The sequence below is a fragment of the Haloarcula hispanica ATCC 33960 genome, from assembly GCF_000223905.1.
Classification (GTDB): Archaea; Halobacteriota; Halobacteria; order Halobacteriales; family Haloarculaceae; genus Haloarcula; species Haloarcula hispanica.
In genome coordinates this window covers 1,846,126-1,871,935 of record NC_015948.1, presented here as the reverse complement: position 1 = coordinate 1,871,935, position 25,810 = coordinate 1,846,126, and the positions used below count along the sequence as shown (strand labels likewise).

The following is a 25,810-nucleotide window of genomic DNA, read 5'->3' as shown; positions in this document are numbered from 1 at the left end:
GACTCTTAGATGGACTAGGTCGGGGGGCTAGGCCCCCCTCCTCGCCCGCACTGTGGTCTTGAGCGGGGACCGAACACCGGGGGCGTCCGGTCTGACGGACGTGGACCCCGTAAGCTAACGTGGAAGCCTCGTCCCACGGGGACGGCGGTCCGCGTGGTCGCACCTGCAGGGGTGCGCCCATGTGGTTAAACGATGGCACTCCGCCAGGCACGGAAGTGAGCAGCGGACCATCGAACACCCGTCGCTCGTGGGGTCGCGGGGTGGAGGAGGCAAACGGGATTACCCGCGTCCGAACGCCGGGCCATCCTGGCTGTCCGTTCCATTCATACCTGCGTTTAATTTCCCCGAGCAGCCGTATTGTAGTCGTTTTCCGAAAGCTATCGACGCAATCTGTACGTCGCTCGGATGCCGGTCAACGGAGGTTGACGACTGAGGTCCACCATCCGCTGGACCACGCTCCCGGCTCATGGTTGACCAACACACTACAGAGGGACACCAATGAAGGGGTGTCTTAGATCTGACCTTCAGATTTAGCTCTGCATATCTAGGATATGAATATCAAAACAGCTGATAGAACTATAATTACAATCTTCTATCGATTATCGTCTTTTCGAACCAGAAATTTGCATATCGAGATCCAACGTACCTCTCGCTGCCGACAGTATCCGCGATACACAACTGATTTCGGACGCTCTATGACTACCGAGAGTTACACTGGGGACTACGGTGGCCCGCCGGCAGCGCTGTCGTCGGCGTCCCACTCCTGCAATTCCTTCCGCCGGATCTTCCCGCTGGTCGTCTGGGGCAACGCATCGGCGAACTCGATCTCGCGAGGGTACTCATACTCGGCGAGGTGCGCTCTGACGGCGGACTGGATTTCCGACCGAAGCCGTTCGCGGGCCGGTGCGTCCTCGGCTGTCTCAACGTAGGCCTTGATGATCTCTCCACGCGTGTCGTCGGGCACACCGATGACGCCCGCCTGGACCACGTCGGGGTGCTCAAGGATTGCACTCTCGACTTCCATCGGTCCGACGCGGTAGCCGCTGGTGATGATGACGTCGTCCTTGCGCGATTTGAACCAGACGTAGCCGTCGTCGTCCCGTCGAGCCAGGTCGCCGGTGACGAACCAGCCCTCGACCTCCTTGGCTGCGGTTTTGTCTGGCATGTTCCAGTACTCGTCGAAGAACACCGAACGGTCGTGGGGTCGCACCGCTATCTCGCCGAGTTCGCCGCTTGGGAGGGGGTCGGCAACGCCGCTGTCGGCGGCTTCGGGATCCAGAATTGTCAGGTCATACCCCGGTAACGACTTACCCATGCTGCCGGGCTGAGTGTCGAACCAGTTCGAGTTGTTGGCGACGACGAGGTTCAGCTCCGTCTGGCCGTAGAACTCGTTGATGGTGACGGAGTCGAACGTCTCAGCCACCCAGTCGACGATTTCCGGGGTCAGTGACTCGCCACCGACGGCGAACGTCTTGATTGCGAGATCGTACGCCGCCGTCGGGTTCTCGACGTCCATCAGCATTCGGAGGGCGGTGGCCGGCATGAACGACCGGGTAACGCCGAACTCAGAAAGCAGGCTGAACGCTCCCTCGGCATCGAACCCCGAAGCGGGGTAGCCGACGATAGTCCCGCCGTGGTGCCACGTCGCGAAGAGCGTCCCCCCGAGCGCCGCGCCCCAGGCCCAATCCGCGGGCGTCCAGACCGTCGCGTCCGGTCCCAGCCCGTGATTGAAGAAGTTGTACGCGGCCGCGGCTCGCCCGAGCCAGAGCGCGTGTGAGTGCCGGACGCCTTTCGGCGGCCCCGTCGACCCGCTCGTGTACAGTATCGCCGTATCGGTGTCCGGTGTGGACTCGTAGGGTTCGATATCGGTGTGTTCCGGCGTGGCGAGCACGTCCTCGAAGGCGTGGATATCGCCGGCTGGTGCGTCGGTTTCGATCTCGACGACGTGTTCCAGCGCCGGACAGTCGTCTCGGACTGCATCGATATCGCCGCGCACGGCCGGGTCGATAACAGCGGCGGTCGCGCCGGCGTCGTCCAGCCGATACCGGAGTGCGTCCGTCCCGAACAGGACCGTCAGCGGAACCGAGACGGCTCCGAGCTTCCAGTTCGCCAAGTGTGTGATCGGGTTCTGTGGCTTCTGTGGTACGACGACGCCGACCCGGTCGCCGGCCTCGACACCGAGCCCGGCCAGCCCCGCGGCGAGCCTGTCCGATAGCTCGTCCAGTTCGCGGAACGTGTACTGCTCGCGCCGCCCGTCGGGGTATGCCTGTTCGAGCGCCACCCTGTCGGGGTCGTCGTGTTTTTGCAGAAAATCGACCGCCGGATTGTACGACGCCGGGAGGTCCCAGCTGAACTGATCGCGGGCCTCGTCGTACCCCTCGAAGTCCGGCATCACTGTCCAGACCATGGCATACCGGTCGGCTGGGTGGCTGTTGCGTCTTTCGGTCGAACCACCGCCGCTGCGACCGAGCCGGCAGAACTTTCCGTCTTCCCCTCCCGACTTGACCGTGGACTCTACCGACATCCGCGAGGAGTGGGCCGACCGGTCCGGCGAATACTCCCCCGCGTATTATGCCTACTATGGAGCGGACGAGACGAGTGAGCTAGTGCAGTCGATACTTGCGGAGCACGTCGAGCAGGACGCGGCTATTCTGGAGGTCGGGTGTAGCTCCGGGCGACATCTCGCTGCACTGTCTGACGCTGGCTACTCGGATCTGACCGGGGTCGACATCAACGCCGACGCGTTAGATGTCCTCGCCGAGACGTATCCCGACCTTGCGGCCACCGGCTCGTTCCACGCGATGGCTATCGAGGAGTTCGTCACGGATGTCGCGGACGACGCGTACGACGTCGTCTTCTCCGTCGAGACGCTACAGCACCTCCACCCGGACGTGGACTGGGCGTTCGGGGAGTTGGCGCGTATCGTCGATGACCTGCTGATCACCGTCGAGAACGAGGGCGGCGACCCGGGTGAGGTAAACTACGTCGACGACAACGTCCCGCTGTACTATCGGGACTGGAACGCGGTGTTCACAGACTGTGGACTTACTGAAGTAGATTCAATGGATGGAAAGCGAGATACTGTCCGCATATTTCGGCCACCTAAGTGAAGTTTTGCACAGATAGCACTATATTAAGGCATACGAAGTTAGATATTAATAATATATATCCATATATGTGCTATTTGGTAAGAAAAATGAGTGCGGTTAGAAGTTTACGTGGTACTTAGGGAACTCAAGTCCAACTTCGGACGTGATCTGTGGCTCGATAGAAGTCCATCTCTCACGACAGACTCACTGGGACACCAGAATAACGTATGTACGTCTGTCATCCATGATGTTCCGTATTACTGAACGGCGGTTCGCCTGAAGCGAAATGGATTACTGACCGACGGAAGCGAGTTTCCCTTGTGTGTCTCTGTGGAAAGTGCCGTTTGTACCGACTGTGTGTCTACCGCCGGATAGCTGATGCTCTCCACAACTAGTGTCTGTGTCCCCTTGCGACAGGCAGGAAGTACGCCGTTGGCAGCGCAAGATTGATGTATTGTTGCAGTTTGCTACTCTGTATGAGGTACTACCAGCTACGCGACGGGAACTCACAGCGGTTAGCGGTCGAAACTGGGGACGGTGTGTACGATTTGACCAGCGTCAAACCGCAACTCCGCACGTTCCGTGACCTCCTCAAGTCGGCCTCGATTGCGGAGACTGCACCGGATGAACTCAGTGCCCGCCATCTCGATACCGCTGAAGCGGTGTCCGAGCAGCGACTCGAAGCCGATGCTACCGACCCCGTCACTGCCGACGAAGTCTGGGCCGCCGGCGTTACGTACCAGATCAGCGAAGAAGCGCGGACAGAAGAAAGCGACACGCCGGAGATGTATCTGTACGTGCACGATGCGGAGCGACCGGAGATCTTCTTCAAGTCGACGCCCAATCGGACTGTCGGCCCCAACGAAGCAGTCGGTATCCGGGCCGACTCGGACTGGGACGTGCCCGAGCCCGAGCTTGCGATTGTTCTCTACGAGGGAGAAATCGTCGGCTACACCATCGGCAACGACATGAGCAGTCGGTCTATCGAGGGGGAGAACCCGCTGTACCTCCCTCAGGCCAAGGTGTACGACCGTTGTTGTTCGGTCGGCCCGGCCGTCGTCACGGACATCGAAGACCCGCACTCGCTGGCGCTCTCGATGTCGATCCACCGCGACGGTGAGCGTGTCTACCACGGGGAGACCAACACCAGCGAGATGAAACGCACCTGCGAGGAACTCGTCTCGTACTACACCGCACACAACGCGGTCCCCGAACTATCGGTGCTACTTACCGGGACCTCGCTCGTTCCCGACGACGACTTTACGCTGCAGGAAGGGGACGAAGTCACCATCGACATCGAGTCCATCGGAACGCTGAAAAATCCCGCCACGGTCGTCTAAGCGGCTAGTGAACCGGGAACGGGGCCGCGGTCTCTCTGGGAACCCCTTCGCATGGGGTTTCACAGCGTGATACCCCACTCGGCCCTCGACTGGTTCCGATTGCGTGCCTGTGTGTCGGTCTGCTGTGAGGATTTGTCCCGACAGAGTTTTGTCACCCTTCGGTTGACTACACGCTCTATGGGTATCTCTACTTACGACAATCGGCCGGAACGTACGTGCCTGTGTGCGGTGATATGCCACCGATATGTCGTGACAGAAACTGGTGTGCCATCGGAGCCACCGCTCTGTCCCAGATGTTTGAACAACTGTTTAATACGAGGGCGTACCATGACCGGGTATGGCAAAGACCGCTCAAAACCCAGTCAAATCCGCCGAGACGACGTTCGAGGTGCTTGACGCACTGAAGGACCTCGACGGGGCCGGTGTCACCGAACTGGCCCAGCACCTCGACGTCCCGAAGAGCACGGTTCACAACTATCTGAGCACGCTGGAACAGGAGGAGTACGTTGTCAACAGGGACGGTGTGTACGAGGTAGGGCTCCGATTTCTGGAGCTGGGGGCCTACGCCCGCCACCGGGAGAAACTGTTCGGGATCGCGAAGCCAGAGGTCGATCGGTTGGCCGCAGAAACCGGCGAACTCGCGAATATTCTCGTCGAAGAACACGGCCGCGGGTCGTACCTGTACCGTGCTCGGGGAGACAAAGCTGTCCAGGTCAAGGCCCACGTCGGAACACGCGTTCCGCTTCATACGACAGCGCTGGGAAAAGCGATCCTCGCACATATGTCGACCGAACGGGTCGATGCGATCGTCGACCGCCACGGACTCGGCGGGGAGGCCAGCAAGTCGATCAGTAGTAGAGCGGAACTGGAGCAAGAGCTAGCGGACGTCCGGGACCGCGGCGTCGCTTTCGACGACGAAGAGCGTCTCGAAGGGCTCCGCTGTGTCGCTGCCCCAGTGCTCAACCACGATAACGAAATCATCGGTGCGATTAGCGTTTCGGGACCGACAAATCGGTTCCGTGGCGATCGGTTCCGCGAGGAACTCCCACAGAAGGTACTGGAAGTCGCCAACGTCATCGAGCTGAACGTTACCTATTCGTAACAGCAGTGTTCAGAAACGGTGAACGGTAGTACAGTATTGTGACAGCGGTAATTAGACAGCGTATTTCGACAATAGCACCGTCCTCGCCCAGTGATTGCAGAACAGCACAGACTAGTCAGGAGGGTACTGGAAGTATGTCTGGAAGGCGTTTCGAGCATGTGTTTCGGTCCCGCGACGCGAACGAGTAGACACGAGTTCCGGCTTTCATCTCATAGATACCGGTTCTTGGTTTTGTTTGATAAATAGCTATCATACATATCATTCATCATGAGTGAACGACGTTCCAACGCTATCTTACACCGTGTGGTACTAGATAGTACCACGCCCCTGACGCGGCCCCTATCTCAATAATGGATGTACTACTGTTACTCTAAACGAGGGATATCGACTATCGGTTTCCTATCACTGGATACGTTCTAAGTAGTAGCTAAACCCACCGACTTTCGAGGGAGTACACCCAAATACTGTATTTATATACGAGTCTCCGATATATAGCGCTAATTCAGTGCCTGAAAAATAGATAGAGGAAAATATATTCATAAGTTTGGGTAGATTGGATTATATTTGCCGGTACTGAGCTAGAGTTCGAGCCATCCGTCGATGGATCTTGCTTGGCAGAGACACAACGATGGCTATCGCTTCGGCAGTGTCTCCCGGCAATCGGGTACGGTTACGCGAGGAACTGGACGCCCAGGGACAGCAGGAACAGTACCACGATCCCGATCGATGACAGTTCGAGCCACCGGGACCGCACGTCGGCGGACCTGATACTTGCGACGAACAGCGTTCCGACGACGCCGACGACTACGACCAGTGCCAGATACACCGCGTTGAGCGCTGATGCCATATGATACCATTTCACAGCGGTACAGTAAACACTAGTGGTTGAGCGCCCCCTCCCCAACGGTAATGAGAGCCAATCACATAGACAGGGGCATGCGTCTCGAACTCCGAATCTGTAAACACTGCCACGAGGGGGATCACGGCAACGCCGAAAAGACGGCTGTGACACAGGATATGGTCGCCTGCGCCGAACAGGTCCGCGAGTACAAGGATCTCATTGGCCTCGATGCACTCTATATTACGAAGGTGACGGAAGGCGACCCCGGCGGCGCGGAGGCACTGGACGTCATCGTCGCCAGCATTGAGGGCGACCAGGTCGCGCTCTCCGACACACAACTGGTCATGGAGGACGGCGACGGCAACATGCTCGTCTACCCGGAGCCAAAAGACATCCTCCAGGTCCTGACTCGAAACCTGAACCAGATTCAAGAGCAGACCCGCCAGGACGTCGACGTCGAGCTATCACCTGAAGGACAGGCACTCATCGCGTAGTTGCACGGAAAAACGGCCCCGAGTCGGTTCAGTTCTCGTTGTCGTCTGATTTAGGCTGGCCGCCGTCGGTCTGGGGCTCGCCCCCATCGGCCGCGGTCGACGGTTCCCGCTCCGCTTCTAGCTGCTGTTCCCAGCGGATGCGCAGGACGTTCCCGTACATCGACAGCACGAGCCCGACACCGAGGACGACCATCCCAAGGTTAATACCGATAGTCAACAGGATGCTCGACGGCCCGCCGCCGATGGCAAGCTCACGGGGTACCGGATAGCCCTCGTCGAAGATGCTCCCGATGAGCACGGAGACGATGCCGATGACGGTCATCGCACCGAAGACTGTCGAGACAGTGCGCCAGGACGGGGACAGCGAGAGACGTTCGATCCCCGTGGTGTCCGGCTCCTCATCGTCGTCACCGTGGTGCTCTGGCACCATGCTTCGGGGAATGAACGCCTTCGTCTCGACGGGGTAGAAGGCGGGATGCATCCCGTGCTCGAAGATGTGGAACATGACCCCCATCAGCATGATGACGCCCAGCAGGCCGTGGAACGTGACGAAGGCCATCGCGGCCGCCTTGGTCTGGAACATCGCGGCGAGTCCGGTCTTGCTCCAGATGAGTAGCCCCGAAATCGCAAGCAGGGTCAGCTCGATGGAGAAGATGAACACGACGCCCTTGCCGATGTAGGACAGCAGCGGGACCTCGTCGGCCTTGTAGCCGGCGAACTGCCGCGCACTGGGGTGCCGTTCGTCGGCCCGACCCAGCACGAACTGGATGTCCTGAATGAACGCGTCGACGTCACCCTTGCTGGGGAGGATCTTCGAGAAGTTGCTCCGGCCGGTCGGGGAGATAATCTGGAGCGTAATCCAGAAGACGACGAGTGCGACCAGTCCGATGCCGGTGATGCGGTGGATCGCCGTCACACCGGATGCACCGCCCATCAGCGTCAGCATCCACCACAGTTCGTCGTTGAACATGATGGCGTACCCGGTGAAAAACAGCAGGAACACGTCCAGCCCCAAAAGCGAGTGAAACAGGGTCGTCACCCGCGTGAACTTCCCGTGGTCGAGATTGCTCACGCGCCGTCACCTCCCCGTCCGTCGCTGCGGGCCCGCGAGCCACCGTCGGCCGCGACGGCCTCGCTGACGTCCTCGTCTGGCTCACGCATCTGGTCGGCCAGCCGCTGGAACGCCGCCCAGTGGATGAACACCATCACGAGGATGAACGCACCCAGGATGACGTCGGCCGCGTGGATGAGCGCGATGAGGAAGTCGAGCGCGGGGATGGTGTTGCCGAACACCCAGTCCGAACCGATACCGCCGCCTTCGACGCTGGGGCTGACCCGGTACAGCGATTCGTAGCCGAGTCTGAACCCCTGTGCCCAGAACAGCGCCAGCCCCGCGACGGCGAGGCCGACGACCGTGCTGATGAGCACCGAGACGCGGCTATACCCGTTCACCTCCGGAAGGTCATCCCTGTCAGTCATTGGAACTCACTGGCGTCCTCGCCAAAGATGATGTCCATGGCCACGTCGTTGAAGAACGTGCCGCTGTCCCTGTTGTCCAGTTCGTCGGATATCTGGGCGGGCGTCCCGACCAGAATGGCGTCGGTAGCACACTCCTCGGCGCAGGCCGGCCCCTTGCCGACGTCCTGGCGCTCCTCGCACATGGTACACTTGTCCATGTTGCCACCGCTGCCGACGAGGTTCGCGACGCCCTCGTCCTCGCTCGGGAACTGCGGCGCGCCGAAGGGGCACGCCGAGAGGCAGTACTGACACCCGATACAGAGGTCGTCCCGGACCCGTACGAAGCCATTCTCCTTCGAAATGAGCGAGTCGGTCGGACACACCGAGACACACGGCGCGTTCTCGCAGTGGTAACACTGCATCGGCACCGCGGTCTCGCCGGGCGACTCGCCCTGTTCCATCGCCTTGCCGCTGCTGGCGTTGAGCCCCGACGCGGCCTCCTGGCCTTCGAGCATCGTCGCGATGCTGATTCGCTGTTCGTCGCGCGGGACGTCCCACGTTCGTTTACAGGAGACGACACAGCCGCCACAGTCGATGCACGCTTCGACGTCCGGGAAGATGCGCGCGTCCTCGCCGGTACTCATCACGCCGTCGTGCATCACTTCGTTGCCTGTTGACATACTAGCTCACCTCATTGCACCGTCGAGTTGTCGCGGACGTCGAAGTCCTTCTGTGTCCCGACGTCGTTCTCGTCTTGCGGGAACGTGAGATCGAGGTCCACGTCGATGTTGTACCGGTCCAGTACCTCCGGCGTCGCCGGGTTGACCGCGACCATCGATACTTTTGTCTCCTGCATCTGGGTTTCCACGTCGTAGCCGCGGGACGTGATAGCGTTGGCTGAGTCCCCGATTGCGTAGGGAACGTGGCCGTCGGGGTACTTGTCCTCCAGACTCTCGCCTTTGAACACGCCGCCCCAGTGATACGGCAGGAACACTTCCTGATCGTTCGGCCGGTCCGTCACGCGGGCTTTCACCAGCACGGAGCCACGGTCCGTCGAGGAGATGACGACGAGGTCGCCGCCGTCGACGCCGAGTTCCGCCGCCTTGTTCGGCGTTATCTCAGCGTACATATGCGGCTGGAGGTCGGCGGTGTGGATGTTGTTCCGCGTCTCCGCACCACCGCCCTGGTGTTCGACCTGCCGACCGCTGGTCATGATCATGTCCAGATCAGGCCCGTCGTCCTGATTGTGGATGATGTCCGTGGCCTGTTCCTGTTCGACAAGGTTGTTCTGGTCGAGCCGGTAGAAGTTCCGCTGCTGGCCGTTTGCCGGCCACTCGTTCAGCAGTTCCGTATCCGGCCCTTCGATGGGTTCGCGGTGGACCGGCACCTTGTCGAGGAAGCTCCAGACGACGGCACGCGCCCGGCCGCGTCCGGTCGGCGCGTCGGGCTGGTTGTAATCGTACTCCTCGTAGAACTCGGGGTCAACCCCCTGCCCGATCATCGTTTCGAGGTACTCGTCGAAGACCGCGCTCCCCGTGTCGGGATTGTTCAACGCTTGCGCGGCGGTGTACACCGACTCTTGGTTGTCGAGTGCGTACTGCTGGGGAATGGTGAGTTCGTCCGGCTGAACCTCCTGTTCGGGGTCCACGAGGCTCTGTGGCGGCGTCACCTTCCAGCCCGGATACTCCGGGATGCCGTGAATCATGCCGTCTGCAGCCGTGTCGTCGTCGTCGGCCCACTCGGGGTTGTACGGTGCCCGGGTCAGGTCCAGCGCTTCCGCCTGGCTGTCGTATCGGTCGCCGACGGCGTCGAGCGTCTCCTGCATCGGGTACTCGTCGTCCGTCGGCATCGCGTCCCAGTCCTCCGGGGTCGGTGCCGAGACGCCCCAACGGGTCCGGAAGTCTTGCCCCCCGTTGTTGGGGTCTAAGTCGTCGTTCCAGATTATCGGCGTGCCCGGATGGTCTTCGCCCCAGCAGGGCCAGGGAAGCATCCAGTACTCGCCCGCGACAGGCGTCCCTTCGGCCCCCTTGAGGTCCTCGTTGGAGAACGCCCAGTCGTACTCTAGGTGTTGCTGGAGCCGCTCGGGGGTCTGCCGGTAGCCGATGGTGTTGGTCCCGAGGTTGAACTCCCGGACGACGCCCTCGTAGCTCGACTTGCCGTTGTACAGCTCCGAGCCCGCGCCCCAGTCGAAGTGCTCGCCGAAGCCCAGATAGCCGGCCAGTTCCTGCATGATCTGGAGGTCCGGCTTGGAGTTGTGCGCCGGCGAGCGGACCGGTTCAGACCACTGCACCGACCGGTTCGTGTTGGTAAGCGACCGGTGGTGCTCGTACTGGCTGGACGCCGGCAACAGCAACACCGGCGGTCCGTCCTCGTAGTCCGGGAGGACGCTCGCGACCGAGGGGAACACGTCGACAACGACTAGCAGGTCGAGGTTCTCCATCCCCTCTTTCATCTGCTCCATCTCGCTGATGGAGTTCGCGGAGTGGCCCCAGAAGACGGCGATTTTCGTCTGGTCGGGCTGGTAGATCGGCGTCTCCTGATACCGGTCCTCCTGGTCGAGCGCTGATTCGAACCAGCGGGCCACCGTCAGCCCGTTCTGGAACATCATCGAGTTCTCGGCCGGGTTCTCCGGGCCGTGGTCGCCGTTCGGCGGCAGTTCGTTCGCGTCCTCGCTCCCTTCGTAGTTCGGGCTCTGGCGGACGTACTTCTCCGGCGGCATCAGCTCGAACCGGTTGTACATGTCCGCAAACGAGGTGGAGCCGCTGGTTTCCGGCGTCTTGTCCCAGATTTCGGCCCACCAGGACCAGCCGCCGGCTGTGAGGCCGTAGTAGCCCGGAAGGATGTGGCTCGCGACCGCGAGATCGGTCGCCCCCTGGACGTTCGCGTGTCCTCGCATCACCTGGAGGCCGCCGCCGCTCCGGGCCGCACTCCCGGAGGCGAGGCTCGCCATCGCATACGAGCGGATGTTCTGAGTCCCGTTGTTGTGCTGGGTCCCACCCATCGCCCACTCGATCTGGACGTGTGGCCGGGCCTCGTCGATCATGTCGGCGATGCGCTCGATGTCCTCGGCGGACACCCAGGTGATCTCCTCGACGGTCTCCTTGTCGTACTCATCGAGTTCCGCGTCGACGTCTTCCCAGCCCTGCACGCGGTCAGTGAGCATGTTCTGTCCGCTGTCGTCCGCGTCCGGGTCCCTCGCGAGTCCGTGCTTGTCGCGGAGTTCTTTGATGATACCCATCATCAGGGCCACGTCGGTGCCCGGGCGGAACCGCATGAACTCGTCGGCGTGGGCCGACGTTTTCGTAAACCGCGGGTCCAGATTGAGGATGGTCCCGCCGCGTTTCTGCCCTTCGAGGATGTGCTGCATCGCGATGGGATGTGCCTCGGCGGGGTTCTGGCCGATGATGATGTTCAGGTCGAAGTTCCGGTAGTCCTGCACGGTGTTTGTCATCGCGCCGTAGCCCCAGGTGTTCGCCAGCCCCGTCACCGTCGTGGAGTGACAGATACGCGCTTGGTGGTCGATGTTGTTCGTGCCCATGAACGCCGCCAGCTTTCGGATGGCGTAGGCCTCCTCGTTGGAGTGATGCGCGCTGCCCAGCAACATCACACTCTCGCGGCTGTGCTCCGCGTCGACGTCGACGGCTTCCGCTGGTGAGACGTCGGAGTCGGGCCACAGCGCTCGGATGTCAGTCGCCAGACGGTCGTAGGCATCGTTCCAGCCGAGCTTGCGCCACTCCCCGTCCTCCTGTATCATCGGGTGTTTGAGGCGCTTCTCGGAGTGTTCGGTCTCGTAGATGCCGGCTCCTTTCGAGCACAGCGACCCGGCATTTATCGGGTGTTCATGCCACGGCTCCATGCCGACAAAGGAGTTGCCCTCCTTCTCACCACGGAAGCCACAGCCAACTGAGCAGTAATTACAGATCGTCTTGGTCAGTTCGGTGTCCGTGTCTGTCCCGTCCGTTTCCTCGCCGTCCCCCTGGAGTGCCTGACCAGCGCCGCTGACGCCGAGGGCGACCCCGCCCGCCAGGGCGCTCGCCTTCATAAACGAGCGCCGGTCGAGATCCAGTGAGACTGGTTCCTGCTGTGTACTCATGGTGAATGGTGCCCACCCATTACCGATGCTGTCCGTGTTTGCCACGAAATCTGGTTTGTCATTGTCTCTCTAGACGTGCCACAAATTCGATGTCATCCATGATAAAATGTGTCATAGTTAGCCATAATAATTCATGAAATTTTCTACCCAGCCAAATATTTGGGGTTGTATTCATGAATAGATGTGTGAACACTCCGCAAGGTCTATTACCGGGACAGGGTTTTGCATGATTAATGAACACGGGCGCCTTCGTGTGTTCCTGTGGGGGATCGTGCGATATCGACCTCGAAGCGGTACGGGACGGTGTCAGCGATGTCGACGTCGTGGCCAGTTCCGAACTGCTCTGTCAGGACGGCCTGGCCGGGATGTCACAGGTCATTGAGGAGTACGATCTCGATCAGGTCATCGCGACGACACCGGAACCGTCGTGTCAGGATCGCATCCGCGGGCTCGCCGACGAACACGGCCTTCACCCCGAGGCGTCGGTGTTCGTCGACCACCGGGAAACCAACGCCTGGGTCCACGACGGGGCCGCGGCCACCGACAAGACGGCCCGTCTCATCAATGCAAAGCGGGCCGGCCTCCACGAGGAAGCGCCGTCGCGGACGGTGTCGAAAGACGCCGGGAACCGCGTCGCCGTCGTTGGTGATCCGGAAGCAGCGCGGTCACTGACCGACGGCGCCGACGTGACGTTCGTTGCGGACGGGCGGGACTTCGCGGACGTGGAAGGGCTCGGCGACGTGACGATGGAGCGCGGCCGCGTCGTCGACATCGATGGCTCCTACGGCGAGTACGAACTCACGCTGGAAGCCCGCGTCACCGACGACTGCATCGACTGCATGGACTGCGTTCGAGAGGGGCCGGACGGAATGGTGATCGAGTTCCCTGTCGATATTCACCCCGACGCGCCCGACGGCGAATGGACGAACATCTGCCCGACCGACGCTATCGATCTGGACGGCGTCACCCACACCGTCGAAGTCGACCAGGTCATCTACCCCGGCGGCCGGGACAACGCCCGCGGTGGCCGGCTTGGCTTCTATACGGGTCCCGTCGACGCCGGAACCATCGCCGCCGTCGAATCGCAACTGGGCGGCATCGAGAAGCCGCAGTTCCTCGACCTAGAGATGGACGTCTGTGCCGCCGGGGCATCTAGCCAGGAGGGGTGTACGGCCTGTGTGGACGCCTGCCCCCACGGCGCGGTCGACCGGCCGACTATCGACTCTGTGGAGTTCGACGAGGTGGCCTGCGAGAACTGCGGGGCCTGTACGAGTGCCTGTCCGACTGGCGCGACACAGCTCCGCGAGCCCTCGAACCGGCGGCTTGCGCGCGAAGTCGAGGCGCTGCTAGAAGACGATTCGGATGAAGGCTTGCTGTCGCGCGGCGACAGCGCAGGTATCGACACCCAGGTCGTCGCCTTCGTCTGCTCGGAGTACGCCGCCGAACGGCTCCGCGCACACGGACGCAAAGCCGTCCAATCGGGCGACCTCGACTACCCGCCGATTCTCCCGGTCCGGGTCAACTGCACGGACACGGTCGGTGAAGCACACGTCATGCACGCGCTGGCGGCCGGCGCGGACGGCGTCGCCATCGTCGGCTGTGGCGGCTCCTGCCTCCACTCTGGCCCGGACCCCAAGCAGGAGCTGGTCGACCGGCTCAATCAGGCGACGACCGATCTGGGCCTGGGCGACCGGGTCGGCTTCTTCGCGCCGGAGGCCGGCAACCCCCAAGCCTTCGTCGAATCGCTGTCTGGCTTCGTCGAGTTCGGCCTCGACGAGACGCCGATTCCGGCTGGCGACTACGAGGCGACCGGCCGCAGCGACACCGACCGCGAGGAGCCCCGCCCCAATCCCGACTTCGACAGCCACGGCTGGACCTTAGAGAGTGTCCGAACCATTCTCGACCACGTCGAGCCCGAACGCGAGGTGATCCGCGGGCTGAAGGACTTCGGCGTCATGGACGTCAACGACGCGTGTACGCTGACGCCGACCTGCACGAACCTCTGTCCGGCTGACGCGATCAAGCGAACCGGCGAGGGCGAACTGGCGTTCAACCACGCGGACTGCGTGAACTGCGGCCTCTGTGAGGAGGGGTGTCCGGAGACGGCGATCACGATGCATGACGGGCTCGACCTCTCCTTGCTCCCCGAGAACCGCGACGGCGAGGCCTGGGTGACCGTCCACGAGGGCGATATGCTGGAATGCGTTCGCTGTGGCAAACCGTTCACCAGCGTCGCCTCCGCCGACAAGATCGAGGCGGAGGTCGGCGACCGGGTCGAGGGGCTGGCCCCCGACGCCGACCACAGCGTCTTCGAGTACTGCAGCGACTGTCGGAGTCGCCTGCTGTTCGACCAGGGGGAGAAACGATGAACGACGCGGCTGTCTACGAGGCCCGCCTCGAACTGGTGGACTTCGTCATCGACGTGTTCTGGGACGTGCCCGAGGAGGCGTTCGTCGAGCGGCTGTTGAGCGGCGAGGTTCAACTGCCGGAGGACTCCATCAACGACCAGCTGGACGAGGGTTTCGAGATGCTGCAGGCGTGGATAGACGACAACACTGACCGGTCGGTCTCGGACGTGCAGGACGAACTCGAACGGGAGTACACGGACCTGCTCGTCGGCCCGCGGCCGCCGGTGTTGCCCCACGAGACGAACTACCGCGAGGACACGGAGTTCATCGGCGAGGGGCTCGCCGAAGTCGATGCCAGCTACGGTGCGGCAGGCTGGGCACCGCCCGAGGACTACCCCGAAGAGGACGACTTCATCGCCGTCGAGCTGGCGTTCCTGCGGTATCTCATCGAGCGCCAGCGCGAGGGCGACGAGGAGACCGTCGGCTACGAGCGGGTGTTCATCGAGCAACACCTCAGCGAGTGGGTCATCGACTTCGCCGACGAGATGCGCGAGGAAGCCGACGAGGGGCTGTTCCTCGCGGCGGCGCTCATCTGTGAGGGGCTGGTCCGCTTCGAGGACGAGATCGTCGCGCAGATCGGCTAGCAGGGCGGCTACCGGATACGGAGCACGAGGCCCGTGCTTGCGATGAGGCCGACAACCAGCAGGACCTTCACCGCGGGCAGCAGGAACGCCATCGCCTGTTCCATAAAAAAGAGCGACCGCCAAGAGTTGACCGAGCGTGCGATGACCGCGACGGCTCCCGCGCCCGCGACCAGTACGCAAAGAAGCGTGACCGAGGCGGCCGCGACTACCCCGAATGGGTTCACACGCAGTCGCTCACGCATCGGGCACCACCCGCCGACCGACGACGAGGACGACGAACAGCGGGACGAGAACGATCAGCAGCCGGCTGACGAACAGGCCGATGTAGCTGATAGTCGATTTGAGGTGAATCTCCCAGTGCCAGCTCCCCTTGAGCTCGGCGATGAGTCCGATCGTTCCGACGACAAGCAGTGACAGCGCCAGCAGCGTAGCGAGAGTGTAGACCAGGATTCGAAGATATCCGAGGAGCGAGACGGCTGTCAGCCGGGAGTCCGATTGTTCGGTGGCCATCAGGTTCCCTCCCCGGTCCAGTGCTGCTGATAGATATCGTACGTGACGACGGCGAGGACGACCAGTCCGACACCGAGGACCGCCGTGCCCATATCGGGTGGAAACGGGAGGGTGAGTCCCGATTCCGAGTGTATGAGTATAGTTAACATGGTATATGGTACGGAATGTCAAGTAAAAACCGTTGCGACCTGTTCCCTTGAGACAACGTTTTTCTCCACGCAGACCTACCCTTGTGATATCATACCATGAACTCGCGCCGAGGGCTGCTGCTTCGACTCTCCGCACTCTCCGGAGCAGCCGGTCTCAGCGGGTGTTCGTCCCTGCTGGCCAGGCAAGCGGAGTCGCCGACGGGTGACCTCGACCCGAACCCCCGAGCCGACGAACTCCCGAGACGGCAACACGCCTGGAACGCGCGCCTCCGGAGCGACGCCGCCGGCAACGACCTGTTGCCACGTCATTTCCGTCTGTTCATGCTCGACCTCGACGGGTCACCGTCGGATTCTGCCGCGGAGACTGTCGAGCTAGCGATGCGAACACTGGAAGACGCCTACGAGTTCACCAGTTCGGGGCTCCTGCATATGCTCGGCTGGGGGACGAGCTACTTCGACACCTACGGGTCGCTCGATTCGTCCCCGATACGCAGCCCGCGAGTCCTCTCCCGGACGGACAACCCCGACCTGCAGTCTTTCGACGCGATGCTCGTCCTCGCGAGCGACGTTCCCTCGCACCTCGCGGCCGCCGAGTCGGCGATGTTCGACACGCGGCCGACGCTCGCGGACGCGGAGATTCAGGGTCGACTCGGCGACGTGTTCTCCGTCGCCGACCGCCGCGGCGGCTTCATCGGCGAGGGGCTCCCGGCGGCCCACGCCGACGCGGAGGGCGTCCCCGCCGACATCCCCGAGGAGTCGTATATGTTCTCGGGCTTTTTCGCCGGCCGGGCCGGGACGCAGGCCAGCGAGGACCGCGTCACCATCGACGACGGCCCCTACGCCGGCGGGACGACGATACACCTCTCACGAATCAACGAGGCCTTCGACAACTGGTGGGAACTCGCCCAGTCCGACCGCGTCAAGCGACTGTTCTCGGCGGAGTTCTCGCCGGAGGACATCGACAGAGGTACCCTCCCCTTCGCCGACATGGTCCGCGAGCACGCGAGCACAGAGGGGGAGGTCGGCCACTTCGAGAAGGTGGCCCGCGCCCGCAAGGACGGGGAGCCGATTGTCCTCCGGCGCGATTTCAACACGATTGACGGCGGCCAGGCCGGGATTCACTTCCTCTCGTTACAGGAACGCCCGCGTGACTTCGAGGAAGTCCGGGACGCGATGAACGGGTGGTGGCTCCGGGAGGAACACGAGGAACTCCGGGATCGACAGAACAACGGCCTGCTGGAATTCATCGAGGTTGCGTCACGCTCGAACTTCTACGTCCCGCCGCGTGACAAACGGGCCTTCCCGGCCCCGTAGCTGTCGCTCGCATGTAGAGAGGGGCCACGAAAACAGTACGAACCTGACGCCGGCAGGGGTCACTCCTCGTCGTCGTCCGTCGTCGTGTCGTTCTGGTTCACGTCGCCCGGCCAGACGCCGTGGTCCCAGACCTCGAAGTCGTTGAACGTCTCTGTCGCACCCTTCGGTTTCCACTCACTCTCCTCGTGTGCCATTGTATATCATCTGTCGTAGTGGCCGGGCTTAAGTTTTGGTGCCGTCACTCAGACGGCGTTCCCGGCGGTTTCTGCTCGTCCGAGACTTCGTCGAGGAACGCGTTCGCGTAGAGGTCGACGTGCATCTTCAGCACGGTACTCTCGTCGATTCCGCTCTCCTCGGCCTGCCGACGGAGCAACGCGGCCAGTTCCTCTGTCGGTTCGTACCGTACCTCGCGGCCGTCGACCTCGAACGCCACGTCGTGGGACTGTGAGACGAGGTGTTCGATCTCCAGCAACGCCTGCTCGACTTTCGTTTCCATCGCTTCGTCGATGTCCTCCAACCGCCGGTCGGCCCACTCCTGAGCGGCCTCGTACAGGCGGTCGCTCACCTCGAAAGCGAGTGTCAAAACGACACCCCTTCACCCTCGAACTCGGGCGTCCACAGCGTCGTCTCCTCACACACCGGACAGTCCTGCCGGCGCGGCTGCCCCTCGAACGCCGAGAGGTCTATCATCTGGCCGCATTCTTCGCAACTGTAGTACGTCATTCTTCCGACGGGGGCCACGACTGCGGGGCCGGGTCTGACTCGGTTATCTCGGAGTACAGAACCACGAGCGCCCCGAGGACGATAGTCAGCACAAGCACTCCGGCGAGACCGCCCAGCGCGTTCTGACCGACGAACGTCGCTGTTCCGGTCGCGAAGTTGATGGTCGACAGTACTTCGAACAGTGTCAGTAACAGCCAGACGAACGCACCCAGTACCACGAACGTGAGTATCTTCGACTGGTGGACCGCGGTTCGGAGTGTCATTGTCGTTCGTGTATGACAATGACCAGCAAGCATTATAAATATAGGGCGTCACTCGTCAGCGAGTTCCCACTCCGCCTTCTCTGCGGCGTCGGCGAGCGGGATGAACTCCCAGCCCGTCCGGTCGGCGATGGGCTCGTCGTCCGGACGGCCGACGAGGACCATCCGCTCGGCGTAGAACATCGAGTGCGTGTCGATGTCGGCGAGTCGCTCGGCCGGCTCCTGGCCCGCGCCGCTGAAGAAGTCGGCGTCGATACCGTGGTCGCGCTGGAATTTGTTGATGACGAAGGCCTCGACGTCGCCGACGATACCGACCCAGTCGGCCCAGGCCCTCGCCTCGCGGAAGACCAGTTGCGGGTCGGCGAACTGCCGGGCCGCGTCGTAGGTCACGGCCATCGTCATGTCGTCGATGCCGCCGCCGTGGGGACCGCTCGCTTCGACGGCCTCCTCGCCGGCAGCGGGGTCCTCAGCGACGTTCGAGGCCGGGTCCGTGTCGGTCGCGGCCGCGCCGCCCGCGCCGCCGCTGTCTGTCGGAATACCGACCGGCTTGTCCTTGTTCTCCCGCGGGACGTGGGGGACCGCTTGGCCTCCGGGGTCTGCGCTGGCGGTATCTCCGCCATTCCCTTCGACACCAGTGTCCGAAGCAGGACCCGTATCTGCGGCCGCACCGGGACTCTCAGCCTCGGTATCGCTGTCGGGCCGCACCGATACGGTCCCAGTCGATCCGGGGTCGGGTTCGTCTTCGGGGTCGCCCTTTCCATTCCAGAACCAGTCGCCCCGGTTCGGCGTCTCCTCGTCGTCCTGTACGTCGAGTTCGTCGAGGTCGATTTCGTCTGTCATTCTCCGAGTGTCGTGTCCGCAGATAGTGTCGATTGGTCGACGGCGTCTGCGAGGCCGAGTCGCTCGATTGTCTCGGGGGTGGGCCGGCCGTCGGCGTCCCAGCCGCGCTGGCTGTAGTACTCGTCGAGCATCGCGTCGAACGACTCGGTGTCGATTGCCGCGCCAGCGTTCGGGCCAGAATCAAGCGGTTCCTGCAGCTTTGCCGGGAGTTCGTCGTCGGCTCGGGAAACGCCCTCCCGGACGTTGAACAGGCGCGTGAGCGTCCAGACCCGCTCGCCGACCGTCGCGAGGTCGCCGTCCGTGTCCAGGCCGATAGCGTCGAGCCACTCCGCGCCGAGGTCTTCGAAGGCGTCGCCGACGAAGTCGTCGACGACGAGGCACCACAGCACCGAGCGCTGGTCCTGTTCGCGGATGACGGCCGCGGCCGCCCGCTCCGGGCCCCAATCGGAGTCGAAGGCTTCCCGCTCGATGGGGAGCGCCCGCCGGTGACAGGCCCCGCGGTCGCTGGTCGCGTACGCCAGTGCCATGCTCCGTGCGCCGCGGGGGTCGTACGCGGGCAGTTCCATAGCCTTGACCGTCGGCAGGAGGTCGTCCCCGCCTAGACGGGCCGAGGCCGCGTCAACGCCGTCGGCCAGAGCGTCGCCGAGCGTCGACTCCCGCGCGACGATGGCTTCGAGGAGCGCCCGCGCGTCGTCGGGGCTCCCGTAATCGAGCGATTCGTCGAGCAGGCCGGCGTCGCCGGCTTTGATGGCCCACGCGACGGCGCTCCCGGCGCTGATGAGGTCGAGACCCAACCGGTTACAGGTCTCGCCCAGCGCCGCCACGGCGTCGAAGTCGTCGATGCCGAGGCCGGCCCCGAAGCTCATCGCCGTCGCCCCGCGCGGGACGGTTTCGCCGTCCTCCGTCTGGACGCGGAACCCGCCGGGGCTAGCATCGTCGTCGTACTCCCGCCCCGCGGCGAGTTCCTGCACGGCTTCGATACCGACCCCGTCGGCTCCCTCGAACTGGCCGTCTTCCCAGCCGCGCGTCGAGAGTGCGCCGATCTCGTTGGCGAAGTCGACCGTTTCGACGGTCCCGCTGGCGTGGAGCCACTGTCCGGTGTCGCCCTCGCGGTACCGCTTGGCGTACTGCTCCCGTAGCTCCGCGAGGTCCGTCGGCGGCTCACCGCGGACGACGACGGCTTTCAGCCGTTTTGCGCCCATCACTGTTCCGGCACCGCCCCGCCCCGCGTGGTGTTCGCCGCCGTCAGAAGCGATAGTCGCGAACGCGACGCCCTGCTCGCCCGCCGGGCCGATACACGCCACCGCAGCCTCGGGGAACGCTGCGTCGGTTTCGGCTGTATCCTGCCCCCACGTCTCGGCGGGTTCGACCGTCGCGCCGTCGGCCTCGACGACGAGTTTGACCGGCTCCGAAGCGCGCCCGGTGACAAGAATCCCGGTGTGGTCCTGCAACGCGCCGGCCAGCGTGTCCGGGAACGTCCCGCCCGCATAGGAGTCGAGGAAGCCGCCAGTCAGGGGCGACTTCGTGACCGCCGCGTAGCGTGTCTCGCCGGGGAGCAGCCCGGAGACCGGCCCGAGCATGAACAACAGGACGTTCTCGGGGCCTAGCGGGTCGGTGCCTGCGTCGAGTTTGTCGTACAGGTACCGAGCGCCGAGTCCCTTGCCGCCCACAAACTGGCGACGCCAGGCCTCCGGAACCGGACAGCTCTCGACCGATGCCGACGACAGGTCGACGTGGAGCATCCGGTCCCGATTGGCTACTGTCATCATACCTCACTCTTCCGTCTGTCGACTAAAGGATTACCCACAGCACCAAGCACCTTTCTGCCAGACCCGAGAAGGCAGGGTATGCGCGCAGGTGTCATCGTTGCGGGCGGTCGGTCGACGCGGTTCGGCGACAGCGACAAAGCCGTCGCCGACCTCGCGGGGACGCCGATGATTCGCCGCGTCGCCGACCGACTGGGACAGGTCGTCGACGAACTCGTCGTGAACTGCCGCGAGGACCAGGTCGAGGCCATCGACGCGGCGCTGTCGGGCCACACCCTCGACCCGACGTTCGCGCTCGACGAGGACCCCGATCAGGGGCCGATGGCGGGCATCGCAACCGGGCTGGGGGCCGTCGATAGCGAGTACGCCGCCGTGGTGGCCTGTGATATGCCCTTTGTGGACCCAACGTTCGTCGACTACCTGTTCGAGCGAGCGGCGTCCCACGAGGCCGCAGTCCCACGTCCGGACGAGTGGTTTCAGACGACACAGGCGGTGTACCACGCCGACGCAATGCATGACGCCTGTCAGCGAGCACTGGAGCGCGGTGAGCACAAAATCGTCGAACCGTTGTTCGACCTTGAGTACGTTGTCGTTGAGCGCGAAGACGTACTCGCACACACCTCACTGGATACGTTCAAGAACCTCAACACCCGTGAGGAGTTCGAGGCCGCGGCCGAGCGGTTCTGAACGAGCGGGGCCGGTGTCGCCTCGCTCTCAGACGACTGCCACCAGCGGGTCGTCGCTCCGCATCTCAGCAAGGACGACACGCGACACGTCGGCTTGGTCGTGAATCGCCTCGGCAACGGCCCGCGCGCTTGTTTCGAGTCCCGCGTCATCGACCATGTTGAGCAGCGGAACCGCGGTCGCGTTGGCTGGCACGTCTTTCAGCCCGCCCTGCTCGTGGGCGAGGACCGCAGCGACGTCTTGCGGTCGAATCTCGTCACCGCGAGCGAGCCCGGTAATCGCGGTAACTTCGTCGACCCGGTGGACGATGTCGTCGGTCAAGGGTTCGCCGACGACGTGGGCGCTGGCAATCGGGACGACGGTCGAGGCCGACGTGGGGAGCTGTGGCTCGCGGTCGCTCGGCGCTTTGAACTCTCGCATCCGTGCGCCGTCGGCTTTCACCAGAATCGGATGGTCGATATCAGCCAGGTCGGCGACGGTTTCCGGGTCGTAGCCGCGGTAGCGGTCCGGCCGCTCCTGTGTCGGGACGACGCCCAGCGGCCACGCAGACGCCTCGTCAATGGCTGTCCGTGGGGTCTCCGTCACGACAACGTTCTCGACCCAGCCGTCGAATATCGGAATCCGGACCGTCGCTGTGACAACCGCGCGGTCCAGTCGGCCGGCGAGCGTTGCCATCGTCGTCTTCTTCCCCCCAGCGCCGACGAAACAGGTCGTTCCCCGCCGCGCGTCCAGCGCATCGACGATGTTCATACGCAGTGCACGGCAGTCGCCGAATTAATCGTTACCCTGGTGCGCGCGACAACGGAACCGGACCAGTCACGCCATTTAAGAGGTTGTGCTGTGAACAGTTAGCAAGGAAATGCTCGAAGACGACTTCGGTCGCGAGGTCTCCGGTGTCCGCGTCTCCCTGACCGACCGGTGTAACTTCGACTGCGTCTACTGCCACAATGAGGGGCTGGGCGACACACGGGGCCCGATGGAGGCACAGGACGACGAACTCACTGCCGACACCATCGTGGCCTTCCTCGAAGTCGCCGCCGAGTTCGGCGTCGACTCGGTGAAGTTCACGGGCGGGGAGCCGATGCTCCGGGAGGACTTAGAGGAAATCGTCCGGCGCGCCCCCGACGAGATGGAGGTGTCGATGACGACCAACGGCACCTTCCTCCCCGGCCGCGCCCCGGACCTCGTCGACGCGGGCCTTGAGCGGGTCAACGTCTCGCAGGACGCGCTCGACAGCGAGGCCTTCGCCGAGCTGACACAGAGCGGGGCCTACGACCGCGTCCTCGAAGGCGTCGAAGCGGCGCTGGACGCCGGCCTCGCGCCGGTGAAGCTCAACATGGTCGTGTTCGAGCCGACCGCAGGCTACGTCCCGAAGATGGTCGACCACGTCGCCGAGAACCCCGGGCTCCAGCTCCAGCTCATCGAGTACATGCCGGAACTGGCCGGCCATCCGGAGTGGGCCATCGACATCGACCGCGTCCACGACTGGCTCGAAGACCGCGCGGACACGGTTGAACACCGGGAGATGCACGACCGCAAGCGCTACTGGATACACAGCACCGAGGCGGCGGTCGAAGGGAGCGGCGCGACCACCTCGCTGGCCGCGTCCGACGGCGGCGTTCAGACGGAACCGGTCAACAACCAGAACAGCGGGATGGTCGAAATCGTCGACCCAGTCGGCAACGAGAACTTCTGTGCGAACTGTCATCGCGTGCGGCTCACCCACGACGGCTACCTCAAGGGCTGTCTGAACCGCAACGATGACCTGCGTGACATCGGCACGACCAAAGAGTCGATGCGCGCCGCGTTCCGCGAGACGGTCGACACTCGCGTCCCCTACTACGGCGAGTACATGATTGAAACCGAGGACGGCGAGTGGGAGATAAACGAGGAGTACATCGACACCGACGGGGACCGTGCGCCCTACGAGTACTCGGAGTAGCGGTCGCCGCGGGCAAGCGCTCTTACTGTTCCATCGTGAAAACCGGCCAGGATGAGTCTCCCGCTCCGCGACCGAACCGCGATTTCACTGTCGTGGAACGAACTCACCGGCGCTGTCGGGGACTCCGCGACGGTGCTCCCGGTCGTCGTGGCCGTCGCCGTGCTGACGGAGCTCTCGCTCCCGGTCATGCTCGTCTGGTTCGGCGTTTTTCAGGTCGTCTGGGGGCTGTACTACGGCGTCCCGATATCGGTCGAGCCGATGAAGGCCTTCGCCGCGCTGGTCATCGCCGGGACTATCTCCACCGGCGAACTCGTCGTTGCGGGGCTCCTGCTGGCGGGCATCCTGCTCGCGCTCGGAACCACGCGGTCACTCGAAACGGTCAATCAGTACGTCGACGACACCGTCGTTCGTGGGGTACAACTCGGCGTCGCGCTGGTCCTGCTGGAGACGGGCGTTGACCTCGGGCTCAGCGACCCAACACTCCTGGTCGTTGCCGTCGGCCTTGTGGCCCTCTTCGCACTTCTGGGCTACAGTGGGCAGAGCGCCTTCGCCGTCTTCGTCCTCGGCGTCGTTCTCGCCCTCGCGGAGACCGGCGTACCGACGCCGGCCGTCCCCGCTGTCGACGCCATGTTCATGCTTCCACGCATGACACTGTCGGTGCAAACGGCAGAGGCCGTCCTCGCCCAGATTGCAGTCACCGTCGGCAACGCCGCCCTCGCCACGTCAGTCCTGCTCGCAGATTACTTCGACCGGGACGTGTCCGCGGACCAGCTCTCGAACAGCATGGGGCTGATGAACCTCGCCGCGGTCCCGTTCGGCGCGTTCCCGATGTGTCACGGGAGCGGCGGCGTCGCCGGGAAGTACGCCTTCGGGGCCAGAACGCCCGGCGCGAACCTGCTACTCGGCGCGGGCTACGTGCTGACTGCGTTCCTCGCCGTCGGCGTCATCGCGGCCTACCCGACGGCGCTGCTCGGGGTCATTCTGGTACTAATCGCGCTCCAACTGGGCTGGACCGGCGTTTCCAAAACGGACGACCTGGCGGTCGTCGCGGCAATCGGCGTCCTCGGCGTACTCGTCAACCTCGGTCTCGCGTTCGTCGTCGGCGTCCTCGTCCAGCAACTGCGCACCCAGTTGTGACTCAGCGGCTGGCCCCCACACGCTTGTATCAGGAGCCCGAAGGGTCGACTGATAGATGCGCCCCGCAACGGAACTCGAAAACTTGCTCGGAGAGGCGGAGTCACTCACCATCGTCTGTCACAACAACCCCGACCCCGACTGCCTGGCCAGCGCGCTCGCACTCGGTCGCATCGCGGCCGCCGTCGGCATCGACGAGCGACGCATCCTCTACAGCGGCGAGATCTCACACCAGCAGAACCGCTCGTTCGTCAATCTGCTGGAGATGGACATCCAGGAGTTTGACGCGGCCGACGTGACTGACCGGGAATCCTCGGAACTGCTCGCCTTCGTCGACCACTCGATTCCGGGGGCGAACAACCGGGTCCCCGAAGACGTCTCGGTCGACATCGTTATCGACCACCATCCCGCCGAGGATATCAGCGCCCGGTTCGTCGATCACCGGGTAGAAATCGGGGCGACGGCGACGATACTGACCGAGTACCTGCGGGACCTCGACATCGAACTCGACGACCGCTTGGCGACGGCGCTACTGTTTGCCATTCGACGCGAGACGCTGGGCTTCCTGCGCGGCGTGACGACAGACGAGCACGGGGCGGCCGGCTTCCTGACAGCGGCGGCTGATTCGGACCTGTTGCGCCAGCTTTCCTCGCCATCAGTCAGTGGTGCGACCGTCGACGCCATCGCGGACGCAATCGAGAACCGGACGGTCAAAGGCTCGGTGTTAATCTCGCACGTCGGCCGGACACAGGAGCGGGACGCACTACCGCAGGCGGCCGACTACCTGGCGACGCTCGAGGGCGTCGAGACGGCCATCGTCTTCGGCATTGTCGAGGACACCATCCAGCTCAGCGCCCGGTCAACGGACTCCCGTATCAATATCGGTGACGTTCTGGACGCATCGCTGGGCGATGTCGGGAGCGCGGGTGGTCACAGAGAGATGGCCGGCGGCGAGGTCCCGCTTGGCATTTTCGCCGACTACACGAGCGACGACGCCGTGCTCGTCGACATCGTCGAGCAAGTGATTTCGGCGCGGCTGTTTGCCGGACTGAACCTCTCTGAAAAGGACTGAGACGCCG

27 protein-coding genes and 1 other RNA gene are annotated in these 25,810 nt (G+C 63.4%); 12 read left to right on the top strand and 16 right to left on the bottom strand.

Going from position 1 to position 25,810, the window contains the following annotated elements; translation table 11 throughout:
- Positions 1-7: 7 nt before the first annotated feature.
- Positions 8-320: signal recognition particle sRNA (ffs, locus tag HAH_RS19120), an RNA gene on the top strand.
- Between the two features lie 401 nt (positions 321-721).
- Here the strand turns inward: ffs and HAH_RS09335 are convergent.
- Positions 722-2,407, bottom strand: a complete 1,686-nt coding sequence (locus tag HAH_RS09335) for an acyl-CoA synthetase (protein ID WP_014040705.1) — start codon at positions 2,405-2,407, stop codon at positions 722-724.
- A 100-nt stretch (positions 2,408-2,507) separates the two neighbouring features.
- Here HAH_RS09335 and HAH_RS09330 point away from each other — a divergent pair, with 100 nt between their 5' ends.
- The 3 genes from HAH_RS09330 (at position 2,508) to HAH_RS09320 (ending at position 5,531) form a co-directional block, all read left to right on the top strand.
- Positions 2,508-3,110 carry a class I SAM-dependent methyltransferase gene (locus HAH_RS09330; RefSeq protein ID WP_014040704.1) on the top strand — a complete coding sequence of 201 codons (603 nt, stop codon included), beginning with the start codon at positions 2,508-2,510 and terminating at the stop codon, positions 3,108-3,110.
- A gap of 455 nt (positions 3,111-3,565) precedes the next feature.
- Complete coding sequence (locus HAH_RS09325) at positions 3,566-4,429, top strand: fumarylacetoacetate hydrolase family protein (protein WP_014040703.1); 864 nt, start codon at positions 3,566-3,568, stop codon at positions 4,427-4,429.
- A 337-nt stretch (positions 4,430-4,766) separates the two neighbouring features.
- On the top strand, positions 4,767-5,531 hold the full coding sequence (locus HAH_RS09320; protein ID WP_014040702.1) for an IclR family transcriptional regulator: 765 nt from the start codon (positions 4,767-4,769) through the stop codon (positions 5,529-5,531).
- A 670-nt stretch (positions 5,532-6,201) separates the two neighbouring features.
- On the opposite strand, the gene HAH_RS19965 is transcribed toward HAH_RS09320, so the two are convergent.
- Entirely contained in the window at positions 6,202-6,378 is a 177-nt protein-coding gene (locus HAH_RS19965; protein WP_008313239.1) for a hypothetical protein, read from the bottom strand.
- An 89-nt stretch (positions 6,379-6,467) separates the two neighbouring features.
- Here HAH_RS19965 and HAH_RS09315 point away from each other — a divergent pair, with 89 nt between their 5' ends.
- Positions 6,468-6,866, top strand: a complete 399-nt coding sequence (locus HAH_RS09315; RefSeq protein ID WP_008313240.1) for a hypothetical protein — start codon at positions 6,468-6,470, stop codon at positions 6,864-6,866.
- Between the two features lie 28 nt (positions 6,867-6,894).
- Here HAH_RS09315 and HAH_RS09310 read toward each other — a convergent pair whose 3' ends face one another.
- The 4 genes from HAH_RS09310 to HAH_RS09295 are packed head-to-tail and all read right to left on the bottom strand — an operon-like array spanning position 6,895 to position 12,417.
- Positions 6,895-7,938 (bottom strand): cytochrome b/b6 domain-containing protein, encoded by a 1,044-nt coding sequence (locus HAH_RS09310; RefSeq protein ID WP_014040701.1) that lies wholly within the window; start codon positions 7,936-7,938, stop codon positions 6,895-6,897.
- Positions 7,935-8,345 carry a hypothetical protein gene (locus HAH_RS09305; protein ID WP_014040700.1) on the bottom strand — a complete coding sequence of 137 codons (411 nt, stop codon included), beginning with the start codon at positions 8,343-8,345 and terminating at the stop codon, positions 7,935-7,937. The genes HAH_RS09310 and HAH_RS09305 overlap by 4 nt, the downstream gene beginning before the upstream one ends.
- Positions 8,342-9,004, bottom strand: a complete 663-nt coding sequence (locus HAH_RS09300) for a 4Fe-4S dicluster domain-containing protein (protein WP_023843324.1) — start codon at positions 9,002-9,004, stop codon at positions 8,342-8,344. Before HAH_RS09300 ends, HAH_RS09305 begins: the two co-directional genes overlap by 4 nt.
- A gap of 11 nt (positions 9,005-9,015) precedes the next feature.
- Positions 9,016-12,417, bottom strand: coding sequence for a formate dehydrogenase subunit alpha (locus HAH_RS09295; protein WP_014040698.1), 3,402 nt, complete (start codon positions 12,415-12,417; stop codon positions 9,016-9,018).
- 233 nt (positions 12,418-12,650) lie between these two features.
- Here HAH_RS09295 and HAH_RS09290 point away from each other — a divergent pair, with 233 nt between their 5' ends.
- Together HAH_RS09290 and HAH_RS09285 are read left to right on the top strand one after the other, a co-directional pair.
- A complete protein-coding gene (locus HAH_RS09290) occupies positions 12,651-14,786 on the top strand; it encodes a hydrogenase iron-sulfur subunit (protein WP_023843323.1) in 2,136 nt (711 codons plus the stop codon).
- Positions 14,783-15,409 carry a TorD/DmsD family molecular chaperone gene (locus HAH_RS09285; protein ID WP_014040696.1) on the top strand — a complete coding sequence of 209 codons (627 nt, stop codon included), beginning with the start codon at positions 14,783-14,785 and terminating at the stop codon, positions 15,407-15,409. The genes HAH_RS09290 and HAH_RS09285 overlap by 4 nt, the downstream gene beginning before the upstream one ends.
- 8 nt (positions 15,410-15,417) lie before the next feature.
- On the opposite strand, the gene HAH_RS09280 is transcribed toward HAH_RS09285, so the two are convergent.
- Genes HAH_RS09280 through HAH_RS19960 form a run of 3 tightly spaced genes read right to left on the bottom strand, consistent with a single transcriptional unit; the run spans position 15,418 to position 16,068 of the window.
- Positions 15,418-15,651, bottom strand: coding sequence for a hypothetical protein (locus tag HAH_RS09280; RefSeq protein WP_014040695.1), 234 nt, complete (start codon positions 15,649-15,651; stop codon positions 15,418-15,420).
- A complete protein-coding gene (locus HAH_RS09275) occupies positions 15,644-15,919 on the bottom strand; it encodes a hypothetical protein (RefSeq protein ID WP_014040694.1) in 276 nt (91 codons plus the stop codon). The genes HAH_RS09280 and HAH_RS09275 overlap by 8 nt, the downstream gene beginning before the upstream one ends.
- On the bottom strand, positions 15,919-16,068 hold the full coding sequence (locus HAH_RS19960; RefSeq protein ID WP_014040693.1) for a hypothetical protein: 150 nt from the start codon (positions 16,066-16,068) through the stop codon (positions 15,919-15,921). Before HAH_RS19960 ends, HAH_RS09275 begins: the two co-directional genes overlap by 1 nt.
- 96 nt (positions 16,069-16,164) lie before the next feature.
- Here HAH_RS19960 and HAH_RS09270 point away from each other — a divergent pair, with 96 nt between their 5' ends.
- Entirely contained in the window at positions 16,165-17,382 is a 1,218-nt protein-coding gene (locus HAH_RS09270) for a DUF7405 family protein (RefSeq protein ID WP_014040692.1), read from the top strand.
- A gap of 59 nt (positions 17,383-17,441) precedes the next feature.
- Here the strand turns inward: HAH_RS09270 and HAH_RS20300 are convergent, their stop codons facing one another.
- From HAH_RS20300 to HAH_RS09250, 6 genes are read right to left on the bottom strand one after another with little or no spacing between them, the layout of a single operon-like run.
- Positions 17,442-17,576 carry a hypothetical protein gene (locus HAH_RS20300; protein WP_008313251.1) on the bottom strand — a complete coding sequence of 45 codons (135 nt, stop codon included), beginning with the start codon at positions 17,574-17,576 and terminating at the stop codon, positions 17,442-17,444.
- Between the two features lie 44 nt (positions 17,577-17,620).
- Complete coding sequence (locus HAH_RS09265) at positions 17,621-17,965, bottom strand: hypothetical protein (RefSeq protein ID WP_174878659.1); 345 nt, start codon at positions 17,963-17,965, stop codon at positions 17,621-17,623.
- Positions 17,962-18,105, bottom strand: coding sequence for a hypothetical protein (locus tag HAH_RS19955; protein WP_004516231.1), 144 nt, complete (start codon positions 18,103-18,105; stop codon positions 17,962-17,964). The genes HAH_RS09265 and HAH_RS19955 overlap by 4 nt, the downstream gene beginning before the upstream one ends.
- Positions 18,102-18,368, bottom strand: a complete 267-nt coding sequence (locus HAH_RS09260) for a hypothetical protein (RefSeq protein WP_014040690.1) — start codon at positions 18,366-18,368, stop codon at positions 18,102-18,104. The genes HAH_RS19955 and HAH_RS09260 overlap by 4 nt, the downstream gene beginning before the upstream one ends.
- Positions 18,369-18,416: 48 nt before the next feature.
- Complete coding sequence (locus HAH_RS09255) at positions 18,417-19,205, bottom strand: DUF7124 domain-containing protein (protein WP_014040689.1); 789 nt, start codon at positions 19,203-19,205, stop codon at positions 18,417-18,419.
- The gene (locus tag HAH_RS09250) at positions 19,202-20,974 is read right to left on the bottom strand and encodes an aldehyde ferredoxin oxidoreductase family protein (protein WP_044951899.1); all 1,773 of its coding nucleotides are present in this window, start codon (positions 20,972-20,974) and stop codon (positions 19,202-19,204) included. Before HAH_RS09250 ends, HAH_RS09255 begins: the two co-directional genes overlap by 4 nt.
- 78 nt (positions 20,975-21,052) lie before the next feature.
- On the opposite strand from HAH_RS09250, the gene HAH_RS09245 reads away from it, so the two are divergent.
- Positions 21,053-21,658, top strand: coding sequence for a molybdenum cofactor guanylyltransferase (locus HAH_RS09245; protein WP_014040687.1), 606 nt, complete (start codon positions 21,053-21,055; stop codon positions 21,656-21,658).
- Between the two features lie 27 nt (positions 21,659-21,685).
- Here the strand turns inward: HAH_RS09245 and yqeC are convergent, their stop codons facing one another.
- Positions 21,686-22,405: a selenium cofactor biosynthesis protein YqeC gene (gene yqeC / locus HAH_RS09240; RefSeq protein ID WP_014040686.1), complete on the bottom strand. Its 720-nt coding sequence runs from the start codon at positions 22,403-22,405 to the stop codon at positions 21,686-21,688.
- A gap of 109 nt (positions 22,406-22,514) precedes the next feature.
- Here yqeC and moaA point away from each other — a divergent pair, with 109 nt between their 5' ends.
- Genes moaA through HAH_RS09225 form a run of 3 tightly spaced genes read left to right on the top strand, consistent with a single transcriptional unit; the run spans position 22,515 to position 25,803 of the window.
- On the top strand, positions 22,515-23,597 hold the full coding sequence (moaA, locus tag HAH_RS09235; protein ID WP_014040685.1) for a GTP 3',8-cyclase MoaA: 1,083 nt from the start codon (positions 22,515-22,517) through the stop codon (positions 23,595-23,597).
- A gap of 51 nt (positions 23,598-23,648) precedes the next feature.
- Complete coding sequence (locus tag HAH_RS09230) at positions 23,649-24,734, top strand: putative sulfate/molybdate transporter (protein ID WP_014040684.1); 1,086 nt, start codon at positions 23,649-23,651, stop codon at positions 24,732-24,734.
- A gap of 55 nt (positions 24,735-24,789) precedes the next feature.
- Positions 24,790-25,803: a DHH family phosphoesterase gene (locus HAH_RS09225; RefSeq protein ID WP_014040683.1), complete on the top strand. Its 1,014-nt coding sequence runs from the start codon at positions 24,790-24,792 to the stop codon at positions 25,801-25,803.
- Positions 25,804-25,810: the final 7 nt, after the last annotated feature.

What these genes read in the sequence shown, in the direction of transcription:
- HAH_RS09335 (WP_014040705.1), bottom strand. Translation starts at nt 2,407, where the DNA reads ATGGTCTGGACAGTGATGCCGGACTTCGAGGGGTACGACGAGGCCCGC.
- HAH_RS09325 (WP_014040703.1), top strand. Translation starts at nt 3,566, where the DNA reads ATGAGGTACTACCAGCTACGCGACGGGAACTCACAGCGGTTAGCGGTC.
- HAH_RS09320 (WP_014040702.1), top strand. Translation starts at nt 4,767, where the DNA reads ATGGCAAAGACCGCTCAAAACCCAGTCAAATCCGCCGAGACGACGTTC.
- HAH_RS19965 (WP_008313239.1), bottom strand. Translation starts at nt 6,378, where the DNA reads ATGGCATCAGCGCTCAACGCGGTGTATCTGGCACTGGTCGTAGTCGTC.
- HAH_RS09315 (WP_008313240.1), top strand. Translation starts at nt 6,468, where the DNA reads ATGCGTCTCGAACTCCGAATCTGTAAACACTGCCACGAGGGGGATCAC.
- HAH_RS09305 (WP_014040700.1), bottom strand. Translation starts at nt 8,345, where the DNA reads ATGACTGACAGGGATGACCTTCCGGAGGTGAACGGGTATAGCCGCGTC.
- HAH_RS09300 (WP_023843324.1), bottom strand. Translation starts at nt 9,004, where the DNA reads ATGTCAACAGGCAACGAAGTGATGCACGACGGCGTGATGAGTACCGGC.
- HAH_RS09295 (WP_014040698.1), bottom strand. Translation starts at nt 12,417, where the DNA reads ATGAGTACACAGCAGGAACCAGTCTCACTGGATCTCGACCGGCGCTCG.
- HAH_RS09290 (WP_023843323.1), top strand. Translation starts at nt 12,651, where the DNA reads ATGAACACGGGCGCCTTCGTGTGTTCCTGTGGGGGATCGTGCGATATC.
- HAH_RS09285 (WP_014040696.1), top strand. Translation starts at nt 14,783, where the DNA reads ATGAACGACGCGGCTGTCTACGAGGCCCGCCTCGAACTGGTGGACTTC.
- HAH_RS09280 (WP_014040695.1), bottom strand. Translation starts at nt 15,651, where the DNA reads ATGCGTGAGCGACTGCGTGTGAACCCATTCGGGGTAGTCGCGGCCGCC.
- HAH_RS09275 (WP_014040694.1), bottom strand. Translation starts at nt 15,919, where the DNA reads ATGGCCACCGAACAATCGGACTCCCGGCTGACAGCCGTCTCGCTCCTC.
- HAH_RS19960 (WP_014040693.1), bottom strand. Translation starts at nt 16,068, where the DNA reads ATGTTAACTATACTCATACACTCGGAATCGGGACTCACCCTCCCGTTT.
- HAH_RS09270 (WP_014040692.1), top strand. Translation starts at nt 16,165, where the DNA reads ATGAACTCGCGCCGAGGGCTGCTGCTTCGACTCTCCGCACTCTCCGGA.
- HAH_RS20300 (WP_008313251.1), bottom strand. Translation starts at nt 17,576, where the DNA reads ATGGCACACGAGGAGAGTGAGTGGAAACCGAAGGGTGCGACAGAGACG.
- HAH_RS19955 (WP_004516231.1), bottom strand. Translation starts at nt 18,105, where the DNA reads ATGACGTACTACAGTTGCGAAGAATGCGGCCAGATGATAGACCTCTCG.
- HAH_RS09260 (WP_014040690.1), bottom strand. Translation starts at nt 18,368, where the DNA reads ATGACACTCCGAACCGCGGTCCACCAGTCGAAGATACTCACGTTCGTG.
- HAH_RS09255 (WP_014040689.1), bottom strand. Translation starts at nt 19,205, where the DNA reads ATGACAGACGAAATCGACCTCGACGAACTCGACGTACAGGACGACGAG.
- HAH_RS09250 (WP_044951899.1), bottom strand. Translation starts at nt 20,974, where the DNA reads ATGATGACAGTAGCCAATCGGGACCGGATGCTCCACGTCGACCTGTCG.
- HAH_RS09245 (WP_014040687.1), top strand. Translation starts at nt 21,053, where the DNA reads ATGCGCGCAGGTGTCATCGTTGCGGGCGGTCGGTCGACGCGGTTCGGC.
- yqeC (WP_014040686.1), bottom strand. Translation starts at nt 22,405, where the DNA reads ATGAACATCGTCGATGCGCTGGACGCGCGGCGGGGAACGACCTGTTTC.
- moaA (WP_014040685.1), top strand. Translation starts at nt 22,515, where the DNA reads ATGCTCGAAGACGACTTCGGTCGCGAGGTCTCCGGTGTCCGCGTCTCC.
- HAH_RS09230 (WP_014040684.1), top strand. Translation starts at nt 23,649, where the DNA reads ATGAGTCTCCCGCTCCGCGACCGAACCGCGATTTCACTGTCGTGGAAC.
- HAH_RS09225 (WP_014040683.1), top strand. Translation starts at nt 24,790, where the DNA reads ATGCGCCCCGCAACGGAACTCGAAAACTTGCTCGGAGAGGCGGAGTCA.